This window comes from Ornithinimicrobium humiphilum, assembly GCF_006716885.1.
In the GTDB taxonomy this organism is placed as follows: Bacteria; Actinomycetota; Actinomycetes; order Actinomycetales; family Dermatophilaceae; genus Ornithinicoccus; species Ornithinicoccus humiphilus.
The window spans coordinates 1,036,001-1,059,493 of record NZ_VFPU01000001.1 but is presented as its reverse complement, the minus strand read 5'-3'; the positions used below and the strand labels follow the sequence as shown (position 1 = coordinate 1,059,493).

Annotated in this window: 18 protein-coding genes and 1 pseudogene; 11 read left to right on the top strand and 8 right to left on the bottom strand. The window is 74.7% G+C overall.

Annotated features, from left to right (window positions below; genetic code table 11):
- Positions 1-29: 29 nt before the first annotated feature.
- From mgtE to FB476_RS04900, 3 genes are all read right to left on the bottom strand, one after another.
- The gene (mgtE, locus tag FB476_RS04910; RefSeq protein WP_141817789.1) at positions 30-1,406 is read right to left on the bottom strand and encodes a magnesium transporter; all 1,377 of its coding nucleotides are present in this window, start codon (positions 1,404-1,406) and stop codon (positions 30-32) included.
- Positions 1,403-1,870 carry a ribose-5-phosphate isomerase gene (locus FB476_RS04905; protein WP_141817788.1) on the bottom strand — a complete coding sequence of 156 codons (468 nt, stop codon included), beginning with the start codon at positions 1,868-1,870 and terminating at the stop codon, positions 1,403-1,405. Before FB476_RS04905 ends, mgtE begins: the two co-directional genes overlap by 4 nt.
- A gap of 139 nt (positions 1,871-2,009) precedes the next feature.
- Complete coding sequence (locus FB476_RS04900) at positions 2,010-2,651, bottom strand: mycothiol-dependent nitroreductase Rv2466c family protein (protein ID WP_141817787.1); 642 nt, start codon at positions 2,649-2,651, stop codon at positions 2,010-2,012.
- An 89-nt stretch (positions 2,652-2,740) separates the two neighbouring features.
- Here FB476_RS04900 and pepN point away from each other — a divergent pair, with 89 nt between their 5' ends.
- Together pepN and FB476_RS04890 are read left to right on the top strand one after the other, a co-directional pair.
- Positions 2,741-5,311 (top strand): aminopeptidase N, encoded by a 2,571-nt coding sequence (gene pepN, locus FB476_RS04895; protein ID WP_141817786.1) that lies wholly within the window; start codon positions 2,741-2,743, stop codon positions 5,309-5,311.
- 626 nt (positions 5,312-5,937) lie between these two features.
- Positions 5,938-6,600 (top strand): GNAT family N-acetyltransferase, encoded by a 663-nt coding sequence (locus FB476_RS04890; RefSeq protein WP_141817785.1) that lies wholly within the window; start codon positions 5,938-5,940, stop codon positions 6,598-6,600.
- Here FB476_RS04890 and malQ read toward each other — a convergent pair.
- On the bottom strand, positions 6,584-8,713 hold the full coding sequence (gene malQ, locus FB476_RS04885) for a 4-alpha-glucanotransferase (RefSeq protein WP_141817784.1): 2,130 nt from the start codon (positions 8,711-8,713) through the stop codon (positions 6,584-6,586). The two genes, FB476_RS04890 and malQ, sit on opposite strands and share 17 nt — an antisense overlap.
- Before the next feature lie 133 nt (positions 8,714-8,846).
- Between malQ and FB476_RS04880 the strand changes: the two genes are divergently transcribed.
- From FB476_RS04880 to FB476_RS04845, 8 genes and pseudogenes are all read left to right on the top strand, one after another.
- A complete protein-coding gene (locus FB476_RS04880) occupies positions 8,847-9,746 on the top strand; it encodes a mechanosensitive ion channel family protein (RefSeq protein ID WP_141817783.1) in 900 nt (299 codons plus the stop codon).
- Positions 9,747-9,791: 45 nt separating this feature from the next.
- Positions 9,792-10,100 carry a sigma factor gene (locus tag FB476_RS04875; RefSeq protein ID WP_141817782.1) on the top strand — a complete coding sequence of 103 codons (309 nt, stop codon included), beginning with the start codon at positions 9,792-9,794 and terminating at the stop codon, positions 10,098-10,100.
- Between the two features lie 12 nt (positions 10,101-10,112).
- Positions 10,113-10,298 (top strand): annotated as a pseudogene (locus FB476_RS04870) (sigma factor-like helix-turn-helix DNA-binding protein); the annotation flags it as partial.
- The gene (locus FB476_RS04865; RefSeq protein ID WP_141817780.1) at positions 10,298-11,857 is read left to right on the top strand and encodes a hypothetical protein; all 1,560 of its coding nucleotides are present in this window, start codon (positions 10,298-10,300) and stop codon (positions 11,855-11,857) included. The pseudogene FB476_RS04870 and the gene FB476_RS04865, both read left to right, overlap by 1 nt.
- A 52-nt stretch (positions 11,858-11,909) precedes the next feature.
- On the top strand, positions 11,910-14,252 hold the full coding sequence (locus tag FB476_RS04860) for a sigma-70 family RNA polymerase sigma factor (RefSeq protein ID WP_141817779.1): 2,343 nt from the start codon (positions 11,910-11,912) through the stop codon (positions 14,250-14,252).
- Between the two features lie 74 nt (positions 14,253-14,326).
- Positions 14,327-16,744 (top strand): sigma-70 RNA polymerase sigma factor region 4 domain-containing protein, encoded by a 2,418-nt coding sequence (locus FB476_RS04855; RefSeq protein WP_141817778.1) that lies wholly within the window; start codon positions 14,327-14,329, stop codon positions 16,742-16,744.
- Positions 16,745-16,756: 12 nt separating this feature from the next.
- Positions 16,757-17,182 carry a globin gene (locus tag FB476_RS04850; protein WP_141817777.1) on the top strand — a complete coding sequence of 142 codons (426 nt, stop codon included), beginning with the start codon at positions 16,757-16,759 and terminating at the stop codon, positions 17,180-17,182.
- Between the two features lie 48 nt (positions 17,183-17,230).
- Positions 17,231-18,961, top strand: coding sequence for a glycoside hydrolase family 13 protein (locus FB476_RS04845; RefSeq protein ID WP_141817776.1), 1,731 nt, complete (start codon positions 17,231-17,233; stop codon positions 18,959-18,961).
- 3 nt (positions 18,962-18,964) lie between these two features.
- On the opposite strand, the gene FB476_RS04840 is transcribed toward FB476_RS04845, so the two are convergent.
- Together FB476_RS04840 and FB476_RS04835 are read right to left on the bottom strand one after the other, a co-directional pair.
- Entirely contained in the window at positions 18,965-20,293 is a 1,329-nt protein-coding gene (locus FB476_RS04840) for a hemolysin family protein (RefSeq protein ID WP_141817775.1), read from the bottom strand.
- A 16-nt stretch (positions 20,294-20,309) separates the two neighbouring features.
- The gene (locus FB476_RS04835) at positions 20,310-21,638 is read right to left on the bottom strand and encodes an MFS transporter (RefSeq protein WP_141817774.1); all 1,329 of its coding nucleotides are present in this window, start codon (positions 21,636-21,638) and stop codon (positions 20,310-20,312) included.
- Positions 21,639-21,697: 59 nt separating this feature from the next.
- Between FB476_RS04835 and FB476_RS04830 the strand changes: the two genes are divergently transcribed.
- Entirely contained in the window at positions 21,698-22,294 is a 597-nt protein-coding gene (locus tag FB476_RS04830; RefSeq protein ID WP_141817773.1) for a winged helix-turn-helix domain-containing protein, read from the top strand.
- A gap of 15 nt (positions 22,295-22,309) precedes the next feature.
- Here FB476_RS04830 and FB476_RS04825 read toward each other — a convergent pair whose 3' ends face one another.
- Positions 22,310-22,975, bottom strand: coding sequence for a DUF8185 domain-containing protein (locus tag FB476_RS04825; RefSeq protein WP_238329553.1), 666 nt, complete (start codon positions 22,973-22,975; stop codon positions 22,310-22,312).
- Positions 22,972-23,472, bottom strand: a complete 501-nt coding sequence (locus tag FB476_RS04820; RefSeq protein WP_141817772.1) for an acyl-CoA thioesterase — start codon at positions 23,470-23,472, stop codon at positions 22,972-22,974. Before FB476_RS04820 ends, FB476_RS04825 begins: the two co-directional genes overlap by 4 nt.
- Between the last annotated feature and the right edge of the window lie 21 nt (positions 23,473-23,493).

Sequence of the window (23,493 nt, the reverse complement as noted above, 5' to 3'; positions counted from 1 at the left end):
GTGCGGGGGACCTCCGTCGTCGTGGGGACCTAGATCCCCAGGACCAGCCCGGCGATGAGGAAGTAGACGAGCAGGCCGGTGGCGTCGACGACCGTGGTGATGAGCGGCGCGCTCATGACAGCCGGGTCGACGCCGGCCCGCTCGGCGAGGATCGGGATCAGCGCCCCGACCGAGGCCGCGAGCGCGCACACCACCAGGACCGAGAGGCTGAGCACGAGCGCGACCGAGCTGTCGGCGAACCAGGTGGCCGGCAGGTAGGCGACGAGCCCGAGGGTGGCGCCGAGCGTCACGCCGGTGGCGAGCTCCTTGCCCACGACCGCGAGCAGGTCGGAGGCTCTGATCTCCTCGACGGCCAGGGCGCGGATGACGGTGCTGGCCGACTGCGCGCCGACGTTGCCGCCGGTGCCGATGAGCAGCGGGATGAAGAGGGCGAGCGTGACGACCTGCTCCAGCGTCGCCTCGAAGCGGTCGAGGACCGTGACGGTCAGGCCCGCGGCGAGCACGAGGGCGAGCAGCCAGAGCACGCGACCGCGGGCCAGCTGCAGCACCGAGGTCCCGAGGTAGGGGCGGTCCAGGCGGGCGCGGCTGGCCGACCGGGCGGTGTCCTCGTCCTCCTCCAGCTCCAGCACGTGCATCGCGTCGTCCACGGTGAGGATGCCGACGAGGCGGTCCTCGTCGTCGACGACCGGGACACCGACGGCGCCGTGGTCGCGGACCAGCCGGGCACCGACCTCCTGGTCCTCGTCGGCGCGCAGCAGGATCGGCTCGCGCATGACGGCGCTGAGCGGGGTGGCCTGGTCGGCGGTGATGAGACGGCGCAGCGAGACGACCCCGACGACACGGGACAGCTCGTCGAGCACGGGCACGACGTAGACGGTCTCGGCGGCGGACCCGGTCGTGCGCACCAGCTCGAGGGCGTCGCCCACGGTGCGGTCCGCGGGCACGCTGACAACCGCGGGCGTGGTCCAGCGACCGACGCTCTCGGCCGGGTGGCGCAGGATCAGCTCGGTCTCGCGGCGGGCCTCCTCCGACAGACCCTCCAGCAGGACGGCGGCCTGCTCGTCCGGCAGCCCGTCGAGGGTGCGGGCCCGGTCGTCGGGGTCCAGGTCGGCGACGAGCCGGATGGCCTCGTCGTGGCCCAGCTGCTCGAGGACCTCCGCCTGCAGGGCGGGGCCGAGGGCGATGAAGGCACGCAGCCCTGTGTCGCGCGGCAGGATTCGGAAGGCGGCCGCCCGCGGGGCGGGTGCCATCCGCTCCAGCTCGTCGATGACGAGCCGGAGGTCGGCGCCGCGCAGCAGGGCGCGCAGCCCGGCGACCTGCCCGGCGCGCGCCCGGCGGCGCGCGTCCTCCCAGGACCGCTCGGCCTCCCGCCGCGCGGCCCGCGCGCGGCGGGAGCGCCAGCTCACGCCAGCGGCGGCAGGGTGCCGTCGGCCTCGTAGGCGCTGATCATGTCGATCCGGCGCTGGTGGCGCTCGTCGCCCGAGAAGGGGGTCGAGAGGAAGGCCTCGACGATGGCGCGGGCCTCCTCGACGGTGTGCATGCGGGCGCCGACGGAGACGATGCGCGCGTCGTTGTGCTCGCGGGCCAGCTGGGCCAGCTCGGGCTTCCAGGCCAGGGCGGCGCGGACGCCGGCGACCTTGTTGGAGGCGATCTGCTCGCCGTTGCCGGAGCCGCCGAGCACGACGCCCAGGCTCTCGGGGTCGGCGGCGACGGCCTCGGCCGCGCGGAGCACGAAGACGGGGTAGTCGTCGGCCGGGTCGAGCTCGAGGGGACCGTGGTCCACGACCTCGTGGCCCTGCTCGGCGAGCCAGCTCACGAGGTCGCGCTGCAGCTCGTAGGACGCGTGGTCGCCACCGATGTGGACGCGCATGGGTCTCTCCTGGATCTCGGGGAAGGGTGCTGGGGAGGATCCCAGCCTAGGGGCGCCGCGGAGACAGCAGCAGGGCCGGGGGCGCGCCGGCCGGGACCCGCCCGACCGGTCGCTCCCGGCCCTGCCGCCGAGCCTGACCTCAGCTGAAGTCGGGCGAGGCGTTGCGGGTGCGCTTGAGCTCGTAGAAGCCGGGGGTGCCGGCCACGAGGACGCAGCCGTCCCAGAGCTGGCCGGCGGCCTCTCCCTTGGGCGCCGGGGTCACCACGGGGCCGAAGAAGGCGATGTCGTTGACCGACACGACGGGGGTGCCCACGTCGTCGCCGACGAGGTCCATGGCCCGCTGGTGGCTGGCCCGCAGCGCGTCGTCGACGTCGTCGCGGCCGGCGACCTCCTTGAGGGAGGCGTCCAGGCCGAGCTCGTCGACGACCTCGGAGATGATCGCGTCGAGGTCCTCCGAGCCGCGGCCGTCGAGGTGGATGCGCTGGCCGAAGGCGTCGTACATCTTCTTGCGCAGGACGTTGGCCTCGTCCTCGGGCAGGTCCTTGGTGGCCGCGACGATGACGCGCACCGGGCCCCACGAGCGGTCGAGCATGGCGCGGTAGCCCTCCGGCAGGTCGCGGCCCTCGTTGAGCACCGACAGGCTCATGACCGACCAGGTCACGTCGATGTTGCGCACCTTCTCGACCTCCATCATCCAGCGGGAGGTCATCCAGGCCCAGGGGCACACGGGGTCGAAGAACATCTCGGCGCGGTCGCGGCTAGGTGCGGCAGTCTGAGTCATGGCACCATCGTGTCACCCTGGCCGAGGCCTGCCGACCCGGCCTGCTGCATACCTCCGCACCACCCATTCACCTGCGAGGAGAACCACGCATGCCCGGCACCAACCTGACCCGCGACGAGGCGACCAGGCGTTCGCAGCTCGTCGCCACCGACTCCTACGCGGTGGCGCTCGACCTGACGACCGGCCCGGAGACCTTCCGGACCACCTCGACGGTCCGGTTCTCCTGCGCCGAGCCGGGCGCGGAGACGTGGATCGACTTCGTCGGTGCCTCCGTCGAGCGGGTCGTGCTCAACGGGCGCGAGCTGGACCCTGCGCAGGTATGGGCCGACGGCCGCATCACGCTGCCGGACCTGCAGGCCGGCAACGAGCTGACCGTCGACGCGACCGGTCGCTACATGAACACCGGCGAGGGCCTGCACCGCTTCGTCGACCCGGCCGACGGCGAGGTCTACCTCTACACGCAGTTCGAGGTGCCGGACAGCCGCCGGATGTACGCCGTCTTCGAGCAGCCCGACCTCAAGGCCACCTTCGCCTTCACGGTCACCGCGCCGGCGCACTGGCAGGTCATCTCCAACGAGCCCACGCCCGAGCCGGTCGCCGCCCCGGACGCCGCGAACGTCGACGGCGGCGAGGTCGCGCGCTGGGAGTTCGCCGCGACGCCGCGCATCTCCTCCTACATCACCGCGCTCGTGGCGGGCCCCTACGACGTCGTCCGCGACTCGGTGCCGACCCGCGCCGGCGAGATCCCGCTGGGCGTCTTCTGCCGCAAGAGCCTGCGCCCCTACCTCGACGCCGACAACATCATCGACGTCACCAAGAAGGGCTTCGCCTTCTTCGAGGAGGAGTTCGACCAGCCCTACCCGTTCACCAAGTACGACCAGATCTTCACGCCGGAATACAACATGGGCGCGATGGAGAACGCGGGCTGCGTGACCATCGTCGAGAGCTACGTCTTCCGCTCCAAGGTCACCGAGGCGCTGGTCGAGCGCCGGGCGCTGACGATCCTGCACGAGCTGGCCCACATGTGGTTCGGCGACCTCGTGACGATGAAGTGGTGGGACGACCTCTGGCTCAACGAGAGCTTCGCGGAGTGGGCCTCCACCACCTGCCAGGCCGAGGCCACCGAGTGGAAGGACGCCTGGACCACCTTCGGCACCGCCGAGAAGGCGTGGGCCTACAAGCAGGACCAGCTCTCCTCCACCCACCCGGTCGCGGCCGACATGGTCGACCTCGCCGCGGTCGAGGTGAACTTCGACGGCATCACCTACGCCAAGGGCGCCTCGGTGCTCAAGCAGCTCGTCGCCTACGTGGGCCGCGAGCCCTTCCGCGACGGGCTGCGCGCCTACTTCGCCAAGCACGCGTGGGGCAACACCACGCTGGCCGACCTGCTCGTCGAGCTGGAGAGGACCAGCGGCCGCGACCTCAGCTCCTGGAGCCGCGTCTGGCTGGAGACCGCCGGCGTCAACACCCTGACCCCCGAGGTCGAGGTCGCCGAGGACGGCACGATCACCTCGCTCGCGATCCTCCAGACCACCCCGGAGGAGCACCCGACCCAGCGCCCGCACCGTCTCGCGGTCGGCTGCTACGACCTCGTGGACGGCGCCCTCGTGCGCACCGCCCGCGAGGAGCTCGACGTCGACGGCGAGCGCACCGAGGTGCCGCAGCTCGTCGGCCGCCCGATGCCCGACCTGCTGCTGGTCAACGACGACGACCTGGCCTACGCCAAGATCCGTCTCGACCAGCGCTCGCTGCAGACCGCGCTGCAGCACGTCCGCGCGTTCACCGACTCGCTCCCCCGCGCCCTCGTGCTCGGCGCCGCGTGGGACATGACCCGCGACGGCGAGATGGCGGCGACCGACTACGTGCGGCTCGTGCTCCAGGCACTGCCGGGCGAGAGCGACTCGACGCTGCTGCGCGTCCTCATCCAGCAGGTGACGACCGCGGCGCTGACCTACACCGCGCCGACGCACCGCTCCGACGTCGTGGCCGAGCTCACCGCCGGCCTGCGCGCCGTCGCCGAGCAGGCCGCGCCGGGCAGCGACGCGCAGCTGCAGCTCGTCACCGCGTGGGCCTCGCTCGCCCGCTCCGAGGACGACGTCGCCCGTGTCCGCGGCCTGCTGTCCGGCGAGCAGGAGCTCCCCGGCCTGGAGGTCGACCAGGACATGCGCTGGGCGCTGCTCACCTCGCTCGTCGCGGCCGGTGCCGCCGGCGAGGCGGAGATCGCCGCCGAGCAGGAGCGCGACAACACCGCGACCGGCCGCGAGAAGGCCGCCCGCGCCCGCGCCTCGCAGCCCACCCCCGAGGCCAAGCAGGCCGCGTGGGAGGCCGCCGTCGAGCAGGACGGGCTCTCCAACGCGGTCCTCGCCGCGATGGCCCTCGGCTTCGGCTGGGTGCACGACACCTCGCTGCTCGAGCCCTACGTGGCCCGCTACCACGAGGTCATCGAGTCGGTCTGGCAGCAGCGCACGCACCACATCGCCGAGTCGCTGGCCGTCGGCTTCTACCCGATGGCGCTGGCCTCGCCGGAGCTGCGCGACGCGACCCAGGCCTGGCTCGACAGCCACCCGGACGTGTCCAACTCGCTGCGTCGCACGATCGCGGAGAACCGCGACGCCGTGGCCCGCGCGCTCCAGGCCCAGGCGGCCGACGCCCGCGCCTGACGTCTGACGCCTCGAGCCCGGTCGCCCTTCGGGGCGGCCGGGCTCGTGCGTCGTCCAGGGGCGCGCTCGGCTCGACACCGGATGCGCGACATCCGCGCATGCTCGAGCAGGCGCGGATGGTGCAGATCGCGTGTCGAGCCTCCGGCCCGCGGGGGGTATGCCGTGCGCCGAGGCAAGGTTGTGCCGCCCAGGCGACCTCCACCTCCGCCGAGGCAACGTCCTGCCGCGGAGGCAAGCCCGACGACGTTACCCGCGCGGCACAACCTTGCCTGCCCCGCCTGACCCTCGACCTCGACACCGGATGTGCGACATCTGCGCCTGCCCGAGCAGGCGCGGATGGTGCAGGTCGCGTGTCGAGCGCCCGCACAGGTATGCCGTGCGTCGGGCAAGGTTGTGCCGCCCAGGCGACCTCCACCTCCACCCAGGCAACGTCCTGCCGCAGAAGCAAGCCCCACGACGTTGCCCGCGCGGCACAACCTTGTCTGACGCCGGAGGTCCCGCCGGGCCACGACCTGGCATGCCGCCGCAGGCGCGCGGGCCCAGCCCCCTCCCGCCTTCCGCCGACGCTCCTCCCGCCGACGCCCCGCCCGTGGGACGCTGGCTCCGACCGGGAGCGGGTGAGAGCCATGACGAGCGAGGACACCACCACGTCCGAGCAACCGCTGCGCATCGTGCCGGCCAACGAGGCCGGCTGCGACGACCTGCTCGGGCTCCTGGGCCGCCGCGGACCGGCCAGCCGCTGCTTCTGCCAGCGCTACAAGCTCGGCAGGGGTGAGTCGTTCGGCGGCTTCCCGGCCGAGGAGCGCGCGGCCCGGCTGCAGGACCAGACCTCCTGCGACGACCCGGACGCCCCGGCCACGAGCGGGCTCGTCGCCTACGTCGGCGACGTGGCCGTCGGGTGGTGCGCGGTCGAGCCGCGCACGGCATACCCCGGGCTGGTGCGGGTCTTCACGGTGCCGTGGAAGGACCGTGACGAGGACCGCGCCGACGACACGGTCTGGGCCGTGACCTGCCTCTTCGTGCGTGCAGGCCACCGCCGCCAGGGCATCAGCCGCGCCCTGGCCCGGGCCGCCATCGAGCACGCCCGCCGGCGCGGGGCACGAGCCCTGGAGGCCTACCCGATGGTCACGACCGCGGCGATCGAGGAGGAGCTCCACGTCGGCACGGTGCCGACCTTCGAGGCCGCGGGCCTGCGCGTCGTCTCGCGCCCCACACCGCGGCGGGCGGTCGTCCGCATCGACTTCCGAGCGGACGGCCGCCAGCGGGAGACGCTCAGTCCCCCTGGTTGACCGTCCGCGCGAGCCGCCGGGCCGAGCGCCAGGTGAAGAGCTCCTCGAGCAGCACGCGGCTGCCGTCGGGGCCGGCGAGCGGGACGCGCCAGTTGGGATACTCCTCGTCGGTGCCCGGCTGGTTGATGACACGGGTGTCGCCGGCGAGGTCGCTGACGCTGACCCCGAGCAGCTTGGCCGGGGTGCGGGTGAGGAAGGCGTGCAGCGCCTCCACCTGCTGCGGCACCGCCGCGCCGGGGCGGAGCAGGCCGCGGCGGCGCAGGTCGGCCAGCACCTCCTCGCGGGAGCGGGCGTCCTCGGCGAGCTCCTCCTCCAGCGGGCGCTCCAGCAGCCCGAGGCGCGAGCGCAGCTCGACGTGCACGCCCTGCAGGTAGCCGGCGCTCGGCGGCAGGTCGTGGGTGGTGACGGTGGCCAGGCACAGCTCGCGCCACTGCTCGGGGTCGAGCAGGCCGCCGTCGCCGTCCCAGTCGCGCTCGAACCACAGGATCGAGGTGCCCATGACGCCGCGGTCGCGGAGGTACTCGCGCACGCCGGGCTCGACCGTGCCGAGGTCCTCGCCGATGACGACGGCACCCGTCCGGTGCGCCTCCAGCAGCAGGATGCCGATCATCGCGTCGTGGTCGTAGCGCACGTAGGTGCCGTGCAGGGGGCTCATGCCCTGCGGGATCCACCAGAGCCGGAAGAGCCCGAGGACGTGGTCGACGCGCAGGCCCCCGCTGTGGCGCAGCGCGGCCCGGATCATGTCGCGATAGGGCGCGTAGGCCAGCTCCTCGAGCTGGTCGGGCCGCCACGGCGGCTGGCTCCAGTCCTGGCCCATCTGGTTGTACTGGTCCGGCGGGGCGCCGACCGTGACGCCGCGGGCGAGCGCCTCGCCCAGCGACCAGGCGTCGGCCCCGTCGGGGTGCACGCCGACGGCGAGGTCGGCGACGACGCCGAGCGACATCCCCGTGTCGAGCAGGTCGCGCTGCACGCGACCGAGCTGCTCGTCGAGGATCCACTGCAGCCACAGGTGGAACTCGACCTCCTCGGCGTGCTTCTCGCGGAAGCTCTCGACCGCGGTCGAGCGCGGGTCCTGCAGCTCGGCGGGCCACTGCCGCCACCAGGTGCCGTGCACCTGGACGATCGCGCACCAGGTCGCGAAGTCGACCAGGCCCTGGCCCTCGCGCTCGACGAAGGCGTTGAAGGCGCGGGCGCGGCGCAGCGAGCGGCGCTGGCGGAAGATCATCCGCAGCGCGGCCTCCTTGGCCATCCACACGGCGTCGCGCTCGATGAAGTCGAGGTCGAGGTAGCGGCGCGCGTCGTCGGCGTGCCACTCCACCAGCTGCCGCTCGGCGGCCGACAGGTAGCCGACCTCCGGCACGTCCTCGACGCGGATGTAGAGGGGGCTGACGAAGCGGCGGCTCGTCGGGAGGTAGGGCGAGGGCTCGATCGGCGGCACCGGCTCGGCGGCGTGCAGCGGGTTGACGAGCACGAAGTCGGCACCGAGGCCGGCTGCCCAGGCGCCGGCGTCGCCGAGGTCGGCCAGGTCGCCGATGCCCCACGAGTCGGCCGAGCGCATGGCGTAGAGCTGGGTCATCAGGCCCCAGCTCTGGCTGCCCGGGCGCTCCAGCGGCTCCGGCAGCGAGATGGCTGCGGGCGTGACCACGAGCGAGGTGCGGGCGCGGCGGTCGCCGGCGCGGACCTCCAGGGTGTGCCAGCCCAGGGGCAGCGACTCGTCGAGGGCGAGCACGCGGCGCTCGACGGGGGCGCCGTCGACCTCGCGGGCGGGCGCGTCCTCCGCGGACAGCACCGCGACGTCGCGCGAGGAGCCGTCCTCGAGCAGGAGCGTGGCGGTGGCCTCGTCCTCGGGCGAGACGTGGACCGGCACCGCGGGCACCCGGCCCTCGACGGTCACGACCACCGGCGGCACCAGGCGGCGCCAGGGGGCGAGCTCGACGTCGAGCAGCGCGGCCTCGACGGCCTCCTCGCTGCCGGCCTCCACGCCGAGCGCGGACAGGACCGCCAGGATCGTCTCCTCGCTCACCTGCGTGTGCCGTCCCTGCCAGTCCCAGAACTCGGTGGCCACGCCGTAGGCGCGGGCCAGCTCGGCGAGGCGGGGGCTCAGCTCGGTCACAGGTCGACCTCTCAGGGGGTGTGCGGGGTGGGCGAGCCCCTAGTCTCTCAGGCTCGGCGGGCTGCGTCGTCCGCACCACGCGGGACGCGCCGCGTCCGGCTCCCGTCCAGGGTGAACCCTGTTGAATGGGGGTATGCCGATGCTCCCCTCGCCCTTCGACTCCTGGGACAGCACGCTGGACTGGCTCGCAGGTGCGCCGCTGCGCATCCTGCTCATCCTGCTGGGCGCCCTGGTGCTCCGCTGGCTGGTGAACCGCTCGATCCGCACGCTGGTCTCGCGCGCCGTGCACCGGGCCGACGAGCACGAGCGGAGCAGCATCGAGCGCGTCCTCGACCGCGCGACCGGCGCCAACCTCGAGCGCCGTCGCCAGCGGGCCCTGACCATGGGCTCGCTGCTGCGCAGCATCTCGACCTTCGTCATCGCGAGCATCACCGTGCTCACCGTAATGGCCGAGCTCGGCCTGCCGCTCGCGCCCCTGCTGACCTCCGCCGGCATCGGCGGCATCGCCCTCGGCTTCGGTGCGCAGTCGCTCGTCAAGGACTTCGTCAGCGGCATCATGATGATCATCGAGGACCAGTACGGCGTCGGCGACGTCATCGACACCGGCGAGGCGACCGGCACGGTCGAGGAGGTCAGCCTGCGGGTGACCCGCCTGCGCGACGCCAGCGGGGTCGTCTGGTTCATCCGCAACGGCGAGATCGTGCGCATCGGCAACAAGAGCCAGGGCTGGGCGGTCGCCACCGTCGACCTGCAGGTCTCCTACGCCGAGGACCCGCGCCGGGTGCTGCCGCTGCTGCAGCAGGTCGTCGACGAGATCGCCGCCGAGCCGCAGTGGGCCGACAAGCTCATCGAGCCGCCCACCGTCGCCGGGGTGGAGTCGGTCTCCAACGGCGCCATGACGCTGCGCGTCTTCGTCAAGACCCGCCCGGGCGAGCAGTACGCCATACCCCGCGAGATCCGGGAGCGGGCCAAGGAGGCCTTCGACCGCGAGGGGGTGAAGGGGCCGGTCGTGCTGCCCTTCGGCGGCGCGTGACAACCCTCTGCTCGGCCCGTGTCGTCCTAGGGGTAGGAGGTCACGATGAGAGCAGGCAGAAGCCCTGGGTTCGAGGAGTTCGTCCTCGCCCACAGCGCGACGCTGCACCACACCGCGGTGCTGCTGACCGGCGACTCGCACACCGCCCGCGACCTGCTCCAGGAGGCGCTGCTGAGCGTCTGGGGCGCGTGGTCGCGGATCCAGGACAACCACCTCGCCTACGCCCGGACCACCGTGGTCCGCGCGTACCTCACCGATCGCCGCCGTCGGTGGCACGGCGAGATGCCGACCGCCGAGCTGCCCGAGCCTCCGGAGCGTCCCGGACCCGACGTCGCGACCCGTCTCACGCTCTAGCAGGCGGTCCGCGCCCTGCCGGCGCAGCAGCGGGCCGTGGTCGTCCTGCGCTACTTCTCCGACCTCACCGAGGCCGAGACGGCCCGCACCCTGGGTGTCGCGGTCGGCACGGTGAAGTCGCACCACTCGCGGGCGCTGTCCGCGCTGCGCGTCAGCGACCATCTCGACGACGTCGTCGCCGAGGAGAGGGGGCGGTGATGGCACCCACGACCGAGGACCTGCGCTCCGTCCTGCGGGGCATGGCCGACGACCAGCCTGCTCCGGCTCCCCGTGACCTGCTCGCCGACCTGCGCGCCGAGCGCTCCCGTCGGCGCCGGCACCGTGCCGCTCTTGCGGGCGCGGCGGCCGTCGCCGCGGTCGTCGTCGGAGTCTCGGGTATGCAGCTGCTCGGCGGCGACGAGGCACCCCCGCCCGCCGACGGGACCGGCTCGACCACCGACGTCACCCCGGTGCCGCTGCCGCCCGGCGAGGACGTCTCGCTCGAGGCGACCTGGACCGGAGACGTGCCCGCCCGGGGCGAGGCCGTCCTGGGCGTCTACCGCGAGGCCTCCTGGGCGGAGTACGACTCCCCCGGCTGGCCCGACCCGCCCCTGAACCCGCCCGGGCACGGCGAGGACGCGGTCGTGCTCGACCCCACCAGCGCGGCCGGCCCCGCCCCGGGCGGGACCGCCCGGTCGGCGACCGTCACGCTCACGAGCGACAGCGAGCTGGAGCTGTGGCGCGGCATCCCCGGCGGGCTGGAGGTCGAGGTCGACGGCGTCCGGATCACGGCCGACGGCGACGCCTGGCAGGACGCCGACGCCGAGCTGCGCGACGGCGTCTGGACGGCCTTCGCCCCGGGTCAGCGGCGCACCCTCGCCCTGCCGGGGGACGTCCTGCCCGGGCCGGGCGAGACCCGCACGGTCACGGTCACCGTCGTCCCCCGCGCGGGCGACTCGCACTGGCAGGTGGCCGTGCTGGCGACCGCCGGTGTGCCCGCGGCCCTGGAGCCCGTGGACCGCACGGACCTGCCCGCGTTCGCGGCCGACCTGCCGGAGTGGCACGCCGGCCACCGGCTCGCCGCGGCCTGGACCGTCCCGAGCACGGGCGTGGGCACCCGGCTCGCGCTCCCGGACGACCTGACGGAGGGGAACCCGACCACCTGGGTGCTGGTCTGCCCCTCGCCCGGGAGCACCGGGATGGTCGCCACGGCACGGGTCGTGGTGGACGGTGCGGAGGTCGAGCGCACCTGCGTCCCGGACCCGGCCGTCGCGCTCACGGCGCTGCTCGAGCCGACAGCCTTCGCCAGCCTGCCCGACCTCGGTCCTGGCAGCAGCGTGCAGGTGGCGGTCCTGGCGGTGGAGGGCGAGGAGGCGGTCGTCGCCACCTACGTGCCCGTGCCCTACGAGGACTTCGACCTCGCTGCGGCCCGGGCTCCTCTGGCGGGCGACCCGATGGCGGCGGTGCGGGGCGAGGTCGTCGTCGACCGGGTCCTCGACCCGTCCGGCCTGAGCGACGGCGCCGTCCAGGACGTGCCGCTCGACGAGGGCACCGTCGGCGTGCAGGTCACGACCGAGGGCGCCGGGCGGCTGCGACTGCTCGTCGACGGGGCGCCGGCGGAGGGCTGGGGCGTCGACCAGGAGGGCTGGTGGACCTCGTGGACCGAGGACCGGGCACGGTCGTGCCCGTGGCCTGGGTGCAGGGACTCGACCGGGCCGCGGAGCTGCGGATCGAGGTCGAGGGCTACTCCCCCGGCAGCGTCGAGATCGAGGTGCTGACCGTCCGGGAATGACCCCCGGCCGTGCCCCTCCCGCATGCGACGATGACGTCATGACGACGGTGTCCGACGGGGGTCGGGAGGTGCTCGCGCGCGCCCACGGCGCGGACCTGCACCGGCTCGCTGCCCTGCTCACGGGCGACTCCCAGGACGCCACCCGTCTCACCGCCGAGGTCCTCGCCGGGGCGCCCGACGTCCTGGAGGGCCCGGAGACGGGCGACCGCCTCGAGCGCGACCTCGTCCGACGGTTCGTCCGCACCTCCCGACGCCGCCGCGACGCGCTGCTCCCACCGGGCGGTGACGCGGGCGACGTGCTGCGTCGGCTCTCCCCGCGGGCCCGCGCCGCCGTGGCCCTGCTGCGCGTGGAGCACTGGGACCCCGAGCGGGCCGCCGACGCCGTCGGCGTCTCCCGCGGTCGGCTCGAGCGCCTGGTGCCCGCCGTGCCCGGGCTGGAGCTGGCGCTCTCCGCGCAGGGCGACCAGCACGCCCTCGCCGGGTCCGACCTGCAGGCGGCCCTGGCTGCCGAGCTCGAGACCCGGACGGCCGCTCCCGTCCGGCGACGTCCTCGTCTCCTGCAGGTGGCCGCGATCGCGCTCCCGCTCGCCCTGCTCCTGGGGTATGCCGTGCAGGCCGGGCAGGACGATCAGCCACCGGGCGAGCCCGCCACCAGCCTGCCGGTCGCGTCGGGCGTCGACCTGACGGCCGCCGGCTGGCGCCTCGACGACGAGGGCGACCCACCGCGCACCGTCATGGGTCTGGCGCTCAGCGACACGGTGCCGCTCGAGCCCGGGCGCCGGAGCGCGGTCGTCTCGGTGCCCACGAACGGCGGCGCGCCCTACGGCATCGCCACCTACGGCGTGCTCTGGTGCGACATGCCCCCCGCCGAGGACGACCACCTGCAGGTGCCGGTGGGCCGGATCACGCTCGACGGCACGGAGATCGAGCTGCCGTGCGCGGGCCAGGACGGCTCCCCGCCCGTGTCCCGGGTGACTCCTCTTCCGGCCGGCAGCACCGGGACGTTCCGGATGGAGGGGGACCTGCCCGGCGACGGGACCGCCCTGCTGGCGCTCTACACGGAGTCCGACCCCTACGCGGCGCGCCTGCCCTCGGGCGTCACCAGCGACGCACCCGCCGTGCCGGACGGCGCCGCGGTCATCGACGTGGCGGACGCGCTGGGGAGCAGCTACGGCGGGCTGCGGACCGCGCACCCGGTCTCCGTCGGCGCCGACAGCGTCATCCGGGTCTGGGCCGGGCGGGCCGGCCAAGTCGGGGTCACGGTCGACGGCATCCCCGCGACGGACGACGGCGACGTGGCCGGGATCGTCGCGATGTTCGCCGACCTGACCCCCGGGCAGCTCGACGGCAGCGAGGCCGTCTTCACCGACCCTCGCGACTACCAGGACTGGTCGACCCAGCAGCCCGACCTCCGCGACGGGATGTGGCTGGTGCCCGCCCCGGGGTCGCTGCGCACCTTCCAGATCCCGGAGCAGGCCAGACCCGCGGCCGGCGAGCGCCGCACCGTGGTCGTCGAGGTGACCACCGACCTCACCGACGTCCCGCTGCAGGTCGCGGTGCTCGACGCCGACGTCCCCGCTCTCGCCCTCGACCCGGTGACCGCGAGCACCACCCCCACGGCGCCCGCTCTGGTGCTGGGGCACCAGCTCCTGGGCCAGTGGGAGGTGCCCGCGGACGGGCTGCTGCGCGAGCTCGCGCTGCCGGACGGTCAGGAGATCCCCGACGGCTCGTGGGTGCTGCTCGTCCGCGATCTCGAGGCGGCCCTGGGCTGGGTCTCCTGGGGCGAGGGCCGGGCCGTGCGCGGCGAGGAGACGGCGTCGCTGTGGCCCGAGACCACGCTCGAGGACGCGGTCCGCGCCCTGCGCCATCCGTGGTCGGTGCCCGTGCCGAACGGCCCCGGGCCGGTGTCGGTGGCCGCTCCCCCGGCGCTGGGACATCCGCCCACGACCGTCCTGGCCTACGCGCCCGTGCCCTACGAGGACTTCGACTTCGCGGCCGCCGCCCGGCCTCCCGACGTCCGCCCCGCGGGCGAGCCCGCGCCCGTCGCCGACGAGTGGCCGGGCTTCGGTCGCGTGACGGTGCAGGACGGGGCCACCCAGGAGGACCTCGACGACGGTCGTGTGACCCTCACCGCCGCGGGGGCGCCCTGGCTCGGCGCCCGGGTCACCACCGAGGGTCGGGGCCGGATGCGCTTCCTCGTCGACGGGGAGCCCGCGGAGGCGCTGTGGGGCACCGACGGCTGGTGGTCCAGCTGGACCCTGGAGGCCGTGACCGGCGAGCTGGAGCTGGCCTGGCCCGGCGGGGGTCTCGGCCGCGAGATCGAGGTCACGGTCGAGGTCGAGGACTACGAGGACTTCAGCATCGAGCTCCTCACGCAGTGACCACGGGGGTCCCACCACCTGCCCGCCCCCCTCGACCCCTCGCCCACCACACCGCACGCTGGCAGACTGGAGAGGTGGCCGGGCCCCAGCCTCCCGGAACGACTCCGGACCCCGCCGCCACCGTGCGGCGGCACGCGCCCGGGCTGCACCGGACCGCGGTGATGCTGGCCGGCGCCCGGGCGGCCGACGACCTGCTCGCCGCCACCTTCCGCGGCGCCCCCTCGGCGGCCGGGCACGACGAGCTGGTGCTGCGGATGGTGCGGACCTTCGTGCGCTCCGCCCCCGCCCGGCGGCGGGAGGACCCGACCGGGCCGCTGGTCGTGCTCGACGATCCCGGCGACGTCCTGACCAACCTGCGGCCCCGCGAGCGCGCCGCCACGGTGCTCCGCCGCGTCGAGCGCTGGTCGGCGACGCGGGTGGCCGAGGCGATCGGCGTGCCCCGCACCAGCGTCGCCCGCCTGGTCCCGCCCGGTGACGGGCTGGAGCAGGCGCTGCGGGCGCTCGCCGACCAGCACACCAGGCCGGCGGCCGACACGGTCCGGGCCGTGCTGGACCGGCTGCCCGACCCGGGCCGGCAGCACCACGACGAGGACCGCCTCCGCCGGCGCGCCGCAGCCCTCGCCGACCGGCCCTGGACCTGGCGGATCCTCGCGGCCGCCGTCGTCCTCGGCCTGCTCGTCTGGGCCCGGGCGGCGGGTGAGGCACCCCCGCCGGCGGCGACCGAGGACCCTGCCGAGACCGTCCCCGTCGTTCACCTCGTCGACGGCGCCGTCCTGCCCGCCCTCGAGACCGACCTGACCTGGCGCGGCTGGCGCCTCGGCCCCGACGGCGAGGTGCCCGACGACCTCGAGGGCCTGCGCCTCGTCGAGACCGTCGACATCGACCTCGCCCGCGCCGACGACATCCTGCTGCTCGACACCCGACCCCGCGCCGGGGCCGCGGTCTTCGCCGCGCTCTGGTGCGAGCTGCCCGCCCTCGACGCGCAGCTCGTCGCCCCCACCGCCCACCTGGTGGTGCGGGGGCGCACCGTCGACCTCCCGTGCGCCGGGACGTCCGGCGAGCCGCCCGTGAGCCGGCTGGTCCCCCTGCCCCCGGCGGCGGACCGCGAGCGCACGGCCGCGACCGTCACCTGGTCGGGCGACGTGCCCCGCAAGGGCCGGGCACTGCTGGCGACCTGGACCGAGGTCGGCGGGGACCCGCGCCGGGCACCGGCCACCGGCCTCGGGGAGCCGGTCGTCCCCGCGACCGCCGCCGTGGTCGACGGCGACAGCCCCGCCTACACGGTCGGCGACCGGACCGTGCACCACCAGCGGGTCCGCATCGGCGACGGCTCGACCGTCACCGTCTGGGCGGGCGCGCCGGGCGAGGTGTCGGTGCAGGTGGACGACACGCTCCTCACCGACGACGGCGAGCCGCCCACGGCTGCGGCGGCGCCCGGTGCCGGCGACTGGCGCACCGCGGACCCCGAGCTGCGCGGGGGTCGCTGGCTGGTCTACGCCCCCGGGCGGGCGCGGGTCTTCGACCTCCCGGCCGGGGCCGTCCCCGGCCCGGGCGGGCGCCGCGAGGTCACGGTCTCCGTCTCGACCACGCTCGACCCCGGGCAGTGGCAGGTGCAGGTCGGCAACGCCCGGGTCGTCCCCGTCGACGAGGCCCCGCTCCCGCTGGAGGCCCTGGGCGACGTGGACGCCCCGGAGTGGATCGGCGGGTTCCGGCTGGTGGCAGCCTGGCGGGTGCCGAACGACGGCATACCCCACCCCCTGGTCGACCCCGACCTGCCGCCGGGCCGCCGGTTCTTCCTTGTCGGGACCCCGCCCGGCACGGGGCGCGACGACCGGGGCGTCGTCCGGCCGCACGTCGCGACGACCCGCGGTCCGGCGCCGGTCACCGTCGTTCCGGACGTCGCCGACGCCTTCGACGAGCGCGTCTGGCGCGCCGGCGACCAGCTGGTGCAGGCGGGCGCCAGCATCGGCGACCTGCGCACCGGCAAGGGCACCGGCGTCGTCGCCGTCACCGCGCCCGCCGTGCCCGGCCCCACGGCCGGGGCGACGCTCCTCGCCTACGTGCCCGTCGATCACGAGGACTTCGACTTCGCGGCCGCTCCGCCCATGGCCGTGTCGACCCCGGTCGGCGTCGTGCGCGCCGACCCGCTGGCGGGCAGCACCGTGAGCGTGGCCCGCTACGGCCGCGACGACCTGGACGCCGACGGACGGCTGCGGGTCGACGCCGGGACGGGTGACCGCGTCTGGCTGCGCCTCACCACCGAGGGCGCCGGGCGCGTGCGGGTGCTCGAGTCGGGGCGGCCGGCCGTGTGGCTGCCCGACGGCTGGTGGACCTCGTGGACCGCCCGCCGGGTGGTGACCGACCTGCCCCTCCAGGGCACCGGATTCTCCCGCTCCTCCGGCCGGCCGCTCGAGCTGGTCGTCGAGGGCTACGAGGAGCACTTCACGGTCGAGGTGCTCGTGCGCGGGGACGGGGCACCCGGGTCCACCTGAGACACTGGATCGGTGACCCAGCCCGACTCCACCGCCCGGACGACCCCCGACCAGGTCCCGACGTTCTACGAGCGCGTCGGCGGCCACGAGACCTTCCGCCTGCTGGTCCAGGAGTTCTACCGCGGCGTGGCGCAGGACGAGCCGCTCAAGGCCCTCTACCCCGAGGCCGACCTCGGTCCGGCCGAAGAGCGCCTGCTCCTCTTCCTCGAGCAGTACTGGGGCGGCCCCACCACCTACCAGCAGCGTCGCGGCCACCCGCGCCTGCGGATGCGCCACATGCCCTACCGGGTGACCCCGGCCCAGCGCGACCGCTGGCTGACCCACATGCACGCGGCGATCGACAGCATCCGCGACCGGCTCGGCGCGATGGACGAGCAGCTCATGCGCGACTACATGAACCGCGCCGCCGACGCGATGGTCAACGCCCTGGAGGACTGACCCGCGCGGGTTCGGTCTGAGGCTCGCGAGCGCCTAGCCTGGGTCCTCGTGACCGCTCGCACCACCTCCCCGGCCCCCGCCGCCCCCGACGCCCCGTCCGCCGGCGCCCCCGCGCCCTGGTGGCGCTCCGCGGTGATCTACCAGGTCTACCCGCGCAGCTTCGCCGACAGCGACGGCGACGGCGTGGGCGACCTGCCGGGGATCACCTCGCGGCTGCCCTACCTGCGCGAGCTCGGGGTCGACGCGCTGTGGATCAGCCCGTTCTACCGCTCCCCGATGGCCGACGCGGGGTATGACGTGGCCGACTACCGCGACATCGACCCGGTCTTCGGCACCCTCGACGACGCCGACGCCCTGCTCGCCCGCGCCCACGAGCTCGGACTGCGCGTCATCATCGACCTGGTCCCCAACCACACCAGCGACGAGCACGTGTGGTTCCGCGAGGCCCTGGCCGCCGCGCCCGGGTCGCCGGCCCGCGAGCGCTACGTCTTCCGCGACGGGAAGGGTCCCGACGGCGCCGAGCCGCCCAACAACTGGCGGTCGGTCTTCGGCGGCCCGGCCTGGACCCGCACGACCGACCCGGACGGCCGACCCGGCCAGTGGTACCTCCACCTCTTCGACAGCCGCCAGCCCGACCTCAACTGGCGCAACCCCGAGGTCGTCGAGGAGTTCGAGTCGATCCTGCGGTTCTGGCTCGACCGCGGCGTCGACGGCTTCCGGGTCGACGTGGCCCACTCGCTCATCAAGGTCGCCGACCTGCCCGACTGGGACGAGCGGGCGGTCATGGCCGGCGGCGCCGACGACGAGTCCGCGCACACCAACCTCGGCCCGATGTGGGACCAGGAGGAGGTCCACGAGATCTACCGCGGCTGGCGGCAGGTGCTCGACTCCTACAACCCCGGCGGCGACCCCGCCGACGACCGCATCCTGTGCGCCGAGGCGTGGCTGCCGAGCATCTCCCGCACGATGCGCTTCGTGCGGTCCGACGAGATGCACCAGGCCTTCAACTTCCACTTCCTCGACACCGCCTGGCGGGCTGAGGACCTGCGCGCCGTCGTCGACGAGTCGCTCGGGGAGGCGGCCAAGGTCGGGGCCCCGACGACGTGGGTGCTGTCCAACCACGACGTCGTCCGCCACGCCTCGCGCCTGGGCCTGCCGCCCGGCACCCGCCGCCCCAACGGCATCGCCGCCGAGGACCCGCAGCCCAACCCGGTGCTCGGCCTGCACCGCGCCCGGGCCGCGACCGCGCTCATGCTCGCCCTGCCCGGCAGCGCCTACCTCTACAACGGCGAGGAGCTCGGGCTCCCCGACCACACCGCGCTGCCGCACTCGGTGCGCCAGGACCCGGCGTTCGCCCGCACCCGCGGCGAGGAGACCGGGCGGGACGGCTGCCGGGTGCCCCTGCCCTGGGTCGCCGGCGCCCCCGCCTACGGCTTCTCCGACGCCGACCTCAGCTGGCTGCCGCAGCCGCAGGTCTACGGCCCGCTCGCGGCCGACCGGCAGCTCGGCGTGCCCGGCTCGACGCTCGAGCTCTACCGCACGCTCCTCCGCCTGCGGCGCGAGCTCGGCCTCGGCACCGGCACGCTCAGCTGGCTGGACGGCTACGACCCCTCGGTGCTGGCCCTCACGATCACGCCCGCGGAGGGCCGCCCGGTCACGGTGCTCGCCAACCTCGGGGACGACCCGGTCGCGCTGCCCGAGGGCCTCGAGGTGCTCGTGAGCAGCGGCCGCCTCGAGGACGGCGCCGTGCCCTCCGACGTCACCGTCTGGCTGGCCTGAGCCTCAGCCGTTGGTCTCGGCGGGCCCCTCCGGGTCGTCCGCCGGGACCGCACGGCGCACCCCGACGAGCACGACGCGGTAGCCGTCGACCTCCTCGACCGTGAGCACCAGCCCGGAGACCTCGACCGTGTCCCCCACCTCGGCCACCCGGCCCAGACGGGCCATGACCAGCCCGCCGACCGTCTCGAAGGGACCGGTCTCGATCTCGACCTTCAGCATGTCGGCGAGCTCGTCGACGTTGAGGCCGCCCGAGACCTCCAGCCCCTCGGCCGAGCGGACCGTGACGTCCTCGGGGTTGCGGGTGATGTCGTACTCGTCGTAGATCTCGCCCACGAGCTCCTCGACGAGGTCCTCGATGGTGACGATCCCGTCGGTGCCGCCGTGCTCGTCGACGACGATCGCCAGGTGCTGCTGCGCCTCGCGCATCTCGGCCAGGGTGGCGAGCACCGGCTTGGTCGGGGGGTATGCCGTGACCGGCCGGGTCACGTCGGCGACCCGCAGGCCCCCGCGCTCCTCGTGCGGCACGGCGAGCAGGTCGCGCACGTGCACGACGCCGAGGACGTCGTCGGCCGAGCGGCCGATGACCGGGAAGCGGGAGAAGGACGACTCGCGCACCGTCCGTTCGACCTCGAGCAGCGGGGTGTCGGCGGAGAGGAACTGCACGTCGGTGCGCGGCGTAAGGACGTCCTGCAGCCGGTGCTCGCCGGCCCGGATGACGTCGCGCAGGATCTGGCGCGGGTAGGGCCGCAGCTCGCGGTTGTCCTCGATGATGCGGCGCACCTCCTCCAGCGACATCTCCTCGCCGGCCGCCTCGGGGTCGCCGCCCAGGGCTCGCACCACGAGGTTGGTCGAGGCCGACAGCAGCCAGATGACCGGCTTGAGCACGACCGAGAGCACCCCCAGCGGCGGCGCCAGGACCGAGGTGAAGGCCTTGGCCCGCTGCATGGCCAGCCGCTTGGGCACCAGCTCGCCGAGCACCAGGGAGAGGTAGGCGATGACGAGGGTCATCAGGACCAGCGCCAGGCTGTCGGCCAGCCCCGACCCGAGCCCCCACGACTGCAGCAGCCGGGAGACGTAGGGCGCCAGCGTCGCGCCGCCGAAGGCGGAGGAGAAGAAGCCGGCGACCGTGACGCCGACCTGGACGGCCGAGAGGAAGCGGTTGGGGTCGCGCACCAGCGCCGCGATGCGCTGCCCCCGGGGGCCGGCCCGGTCGAAGTCGTCGACCTGCGACTGGCGCAGCGAGACGATCGCCATCTCGGTCGCGGCGAAGACCCCGCCGACCAGCACGAAGACGAGGACGAGGCCGGCGTTGATCAGGAGCGAGGTGTCCACCCGCCGAGGCTAGCGGTCAACCCGCGTCGACCTCGGTCTCGCCGGTCTCGGCGAGCGCGTCGAGGGAGCGCGGTAGCTCGCGCATCCCGACCAGCGGGGAGAGCAGCACGGGCAGCGCGGCCGCGAGGGCCAGCCCGGAGAAGACCCACAGCGTCGGGACCACCCCGATGGCGGCCCAGGACAGCGTGCCCGCCTCGTCGGGCGAGCGGCCCAGGAAGCCGCCGAGGAAGGCACCGACCGGCATCGGGCCCCACACGAGGAAGCGGATCGAGGCGTTCATGCGGCCCAGCAGCGGCTTGGGGCACAGACGCTGGCGGAAGCTCACCTGGGCGATGTTGTAGGTCACGACGCCCCACCAGGCGACGACCTGCCCCACGAGCAGGGTGGGCACGGGCGGCAGGACCGAGGCCAGCGGGATCGCGAAGATGGCCAGCCCGCCGACGACGGCCGAGACCGGGATCGCACGGCCCTCACCGACGAGGCGCGAGAACCGGTCGGAGGTGACCGCGCCCACGAGCCCGCCGACGGCCGCCGCCGACATGACCAGGCCCAGCGTGGCCTCCGAGAAGCCCAGGACCCGGATCGCGTAGAGGACGAAGAGCGCGAAGATCGCCGAGGTCGCCAGGTTGGACAGGCCCGTGCACGCGACGATCCGGCGCAGCAGCGGATGTCCTAGGACGAACGCCATACCCTCCTTGATCTCCGCCAGGAGCGGACGGCGCGCGGCCGGGTCGGGCCGCTCCTCGCGGTGCCGGATGCGGCTGACGAAGAGCGACGAGAGCGCCATGCAGACCGAGGTCACCGCGATCGTCAGGGGCGAGCCGACCAGGCGCACGAGGGCACCGGCCGCGGCGGGCCCCGCGACGCTGGCGACCTGCTGGCTGGCCTGCAGCTTGCCGTTGCCCTCGGCGATCTGCTCCCCCTCCACGATCTCGGGCAGGTACGACTGGTTGGCGACGTCGAAGAAGACGGTGATGCAGCCGACCGTGAAGGCCACGACGAAGAGCTGCTCCATCGTGAGCACGTCGAGCAGCCAGGCGAGCGGGATCGTCAGCAGCAGGGCCGCGCGCAGCAGGTCGCCGGCCACGATGACGCGCTTCTTGCGCCAGCGGTCGACCCAGGCCCCCGCGGGCAGGCTGATGAGGAGGAAGGCGAGCGACTCGAGCATCGCCAGCAGGCCCATCTCGAAGGCGTCGGCGTGCAGCACCTGGACGGCCAGCAGCGGCAGCGCAAGACCGACGAACTGCATGCCGAGGACCGACACCGTGTCGCCCATCCACAGCTGGCGGAAGTCGTGGTGCCGAAAGAGGCTGCGGCGCGGCGCGGTGGCGGTCCCCTGGGTCATCCCGGCATCCTGCGCGACTGATTGGGATTTGTCAATCACTGATGTGCCACACTGCGCGTATGCCGTCCACCCTCCCCGACGCGGACGCTCCGGAACCCGTCTCCCGCAGGCAGCTGCCCCCGGGCATCGCCCCCGGTCCCGACGGCCGCCCGGAGCGCCGCCAGGCGACCGACGCCGAGGCGCGGGCGCTGGCCTCGGGGCTGCGGCTGCGCATCCTGCGCCTCGCGCTGGACCAGCCTCTCACCAACCGGGAGATCGCCGAGACTCTCGGTCTCAACCCGGCCACCGTGCTGCACCACGTGCGCACGCTCGTCGACACCGGCTTCCTCGAGGCGCTCGAGGCCCGGCGGGGCCGGCGGGGCGCCCGCGAGATCCCCTACCGCTCGACCGGCAAGTCCTGGTACGTCCACACCCCCGTCGGCTCCACCCCGCTCCTGGAGGCCTTCCTCTCCGAGCTCGCCGCGGTGCCGCCGGAGCAGCACGACATGGTCCGGCTCGGGCTGCGGCTGCCGCGGGAGGAGCTCGAGGAGTTCCGCTCCCGCCTCGACGCGCTCATCCAGGAGTTCCACGACCGACCGCGGGACCCCGAGGCCGAGCCGTGGTCGCTCTTCGTCGCGCTGCACCCCGACACCAGCCGGCCGCGGCCGCGCGACTGACCCGACGGGCCGGGCTCAGCGGCAGACGACGTGCCCGGCCGGCAGGCTGACCCGCGTCCACGAGCCGCTGCGGTGCACGGTCGCGGTCAGGCCGGAGCCCTCGCGAGCGAAGCCCAGAGCGAGCACCGCCAGGCCGGCGCCGGCAGGCACGCCGTGCTCCAGGGTGCGTCCCCAGACCCGGGCCCGGAGCGCCGCCACCGCCGGGGCACCGGCCGTGGCCGGGGCGCCCTGGGCGACCTCCGCGATGCCCTCGCGGGCGGCGGCCAGCAGGGCGTCCGAGCCGATCTCGCCGACCGGCTCCCACCCGCCGCGCGGCGGGGTCACGCCTCCCCACGGCGGGGAGACGGTGGTCGGGGGGACGGGCAGCAGGGTGCCGGTGTCACCGGTGGTGCCCCGACGGGCGAACCGGTCGGCGAGCGCCGCGAGCGGCACGGTCGTGTCGAGACGGTGCTCCCCCTCCAACGGCATCGTCCGCAGACCGAGCACGGTGCCGGAGCCGAGCAGGTCGCGGCCGGGCAGGATGCACACCCAGGCGGCGAGCACGCGACCCACGGCCTGCAGCCGCACCGCCCCGTCGGCGTCGTGCGCACGCGCGCGGCCGACGTAGGTGGACAGGTCGACGAGCGACTCGACGTCGGCGAAGGTCAGGGTGTCGTGACGGTCCTCCAGCGGCGGGGTCACGCGGTCGTCCCCGTCCGGCGCGCGGCCGTCCGGTCCACGCGCAGCACCGGCGCCGGGCCGGTCACGCGGGCCAGCGCCTCCCGCTCCGCCGGACCCAGCCGGCGCGGCCGCTTCGCCGCGAGGTCGTAGGCCACGAGCGTGACCCGGCCCCGCGCGTAGACGGTGTCGTCCCCCTCCGGCCCGGCCACGGCATACCCGAGGTCGAAGGAGGCCCCGGCGGCGCCCGTGCACCACACCGCGACCCGCGCGGGGGCGTAGGCGAAGTCCATCTGCACGAGGTAGTCGACGGCCTGGCCGACCACGAGCATGCCCTCGTCGATGAGGTCCCGGTCCTGGCCGAACCAGTCCTTGAACGCGTAGACGCGGGCCTCCTCGAAGAACCGGAGGTACTGCACGTTGTTGACGTGGGCGTAGGCGTCCATGTCCGACCACCGCACCGTCACCGGGTAGACGGACGCGCAGGTGGGGACCTCGGGCAGGTCGGGAGGGGAAGCCATGCGCCCATTCTTCCCACGTCG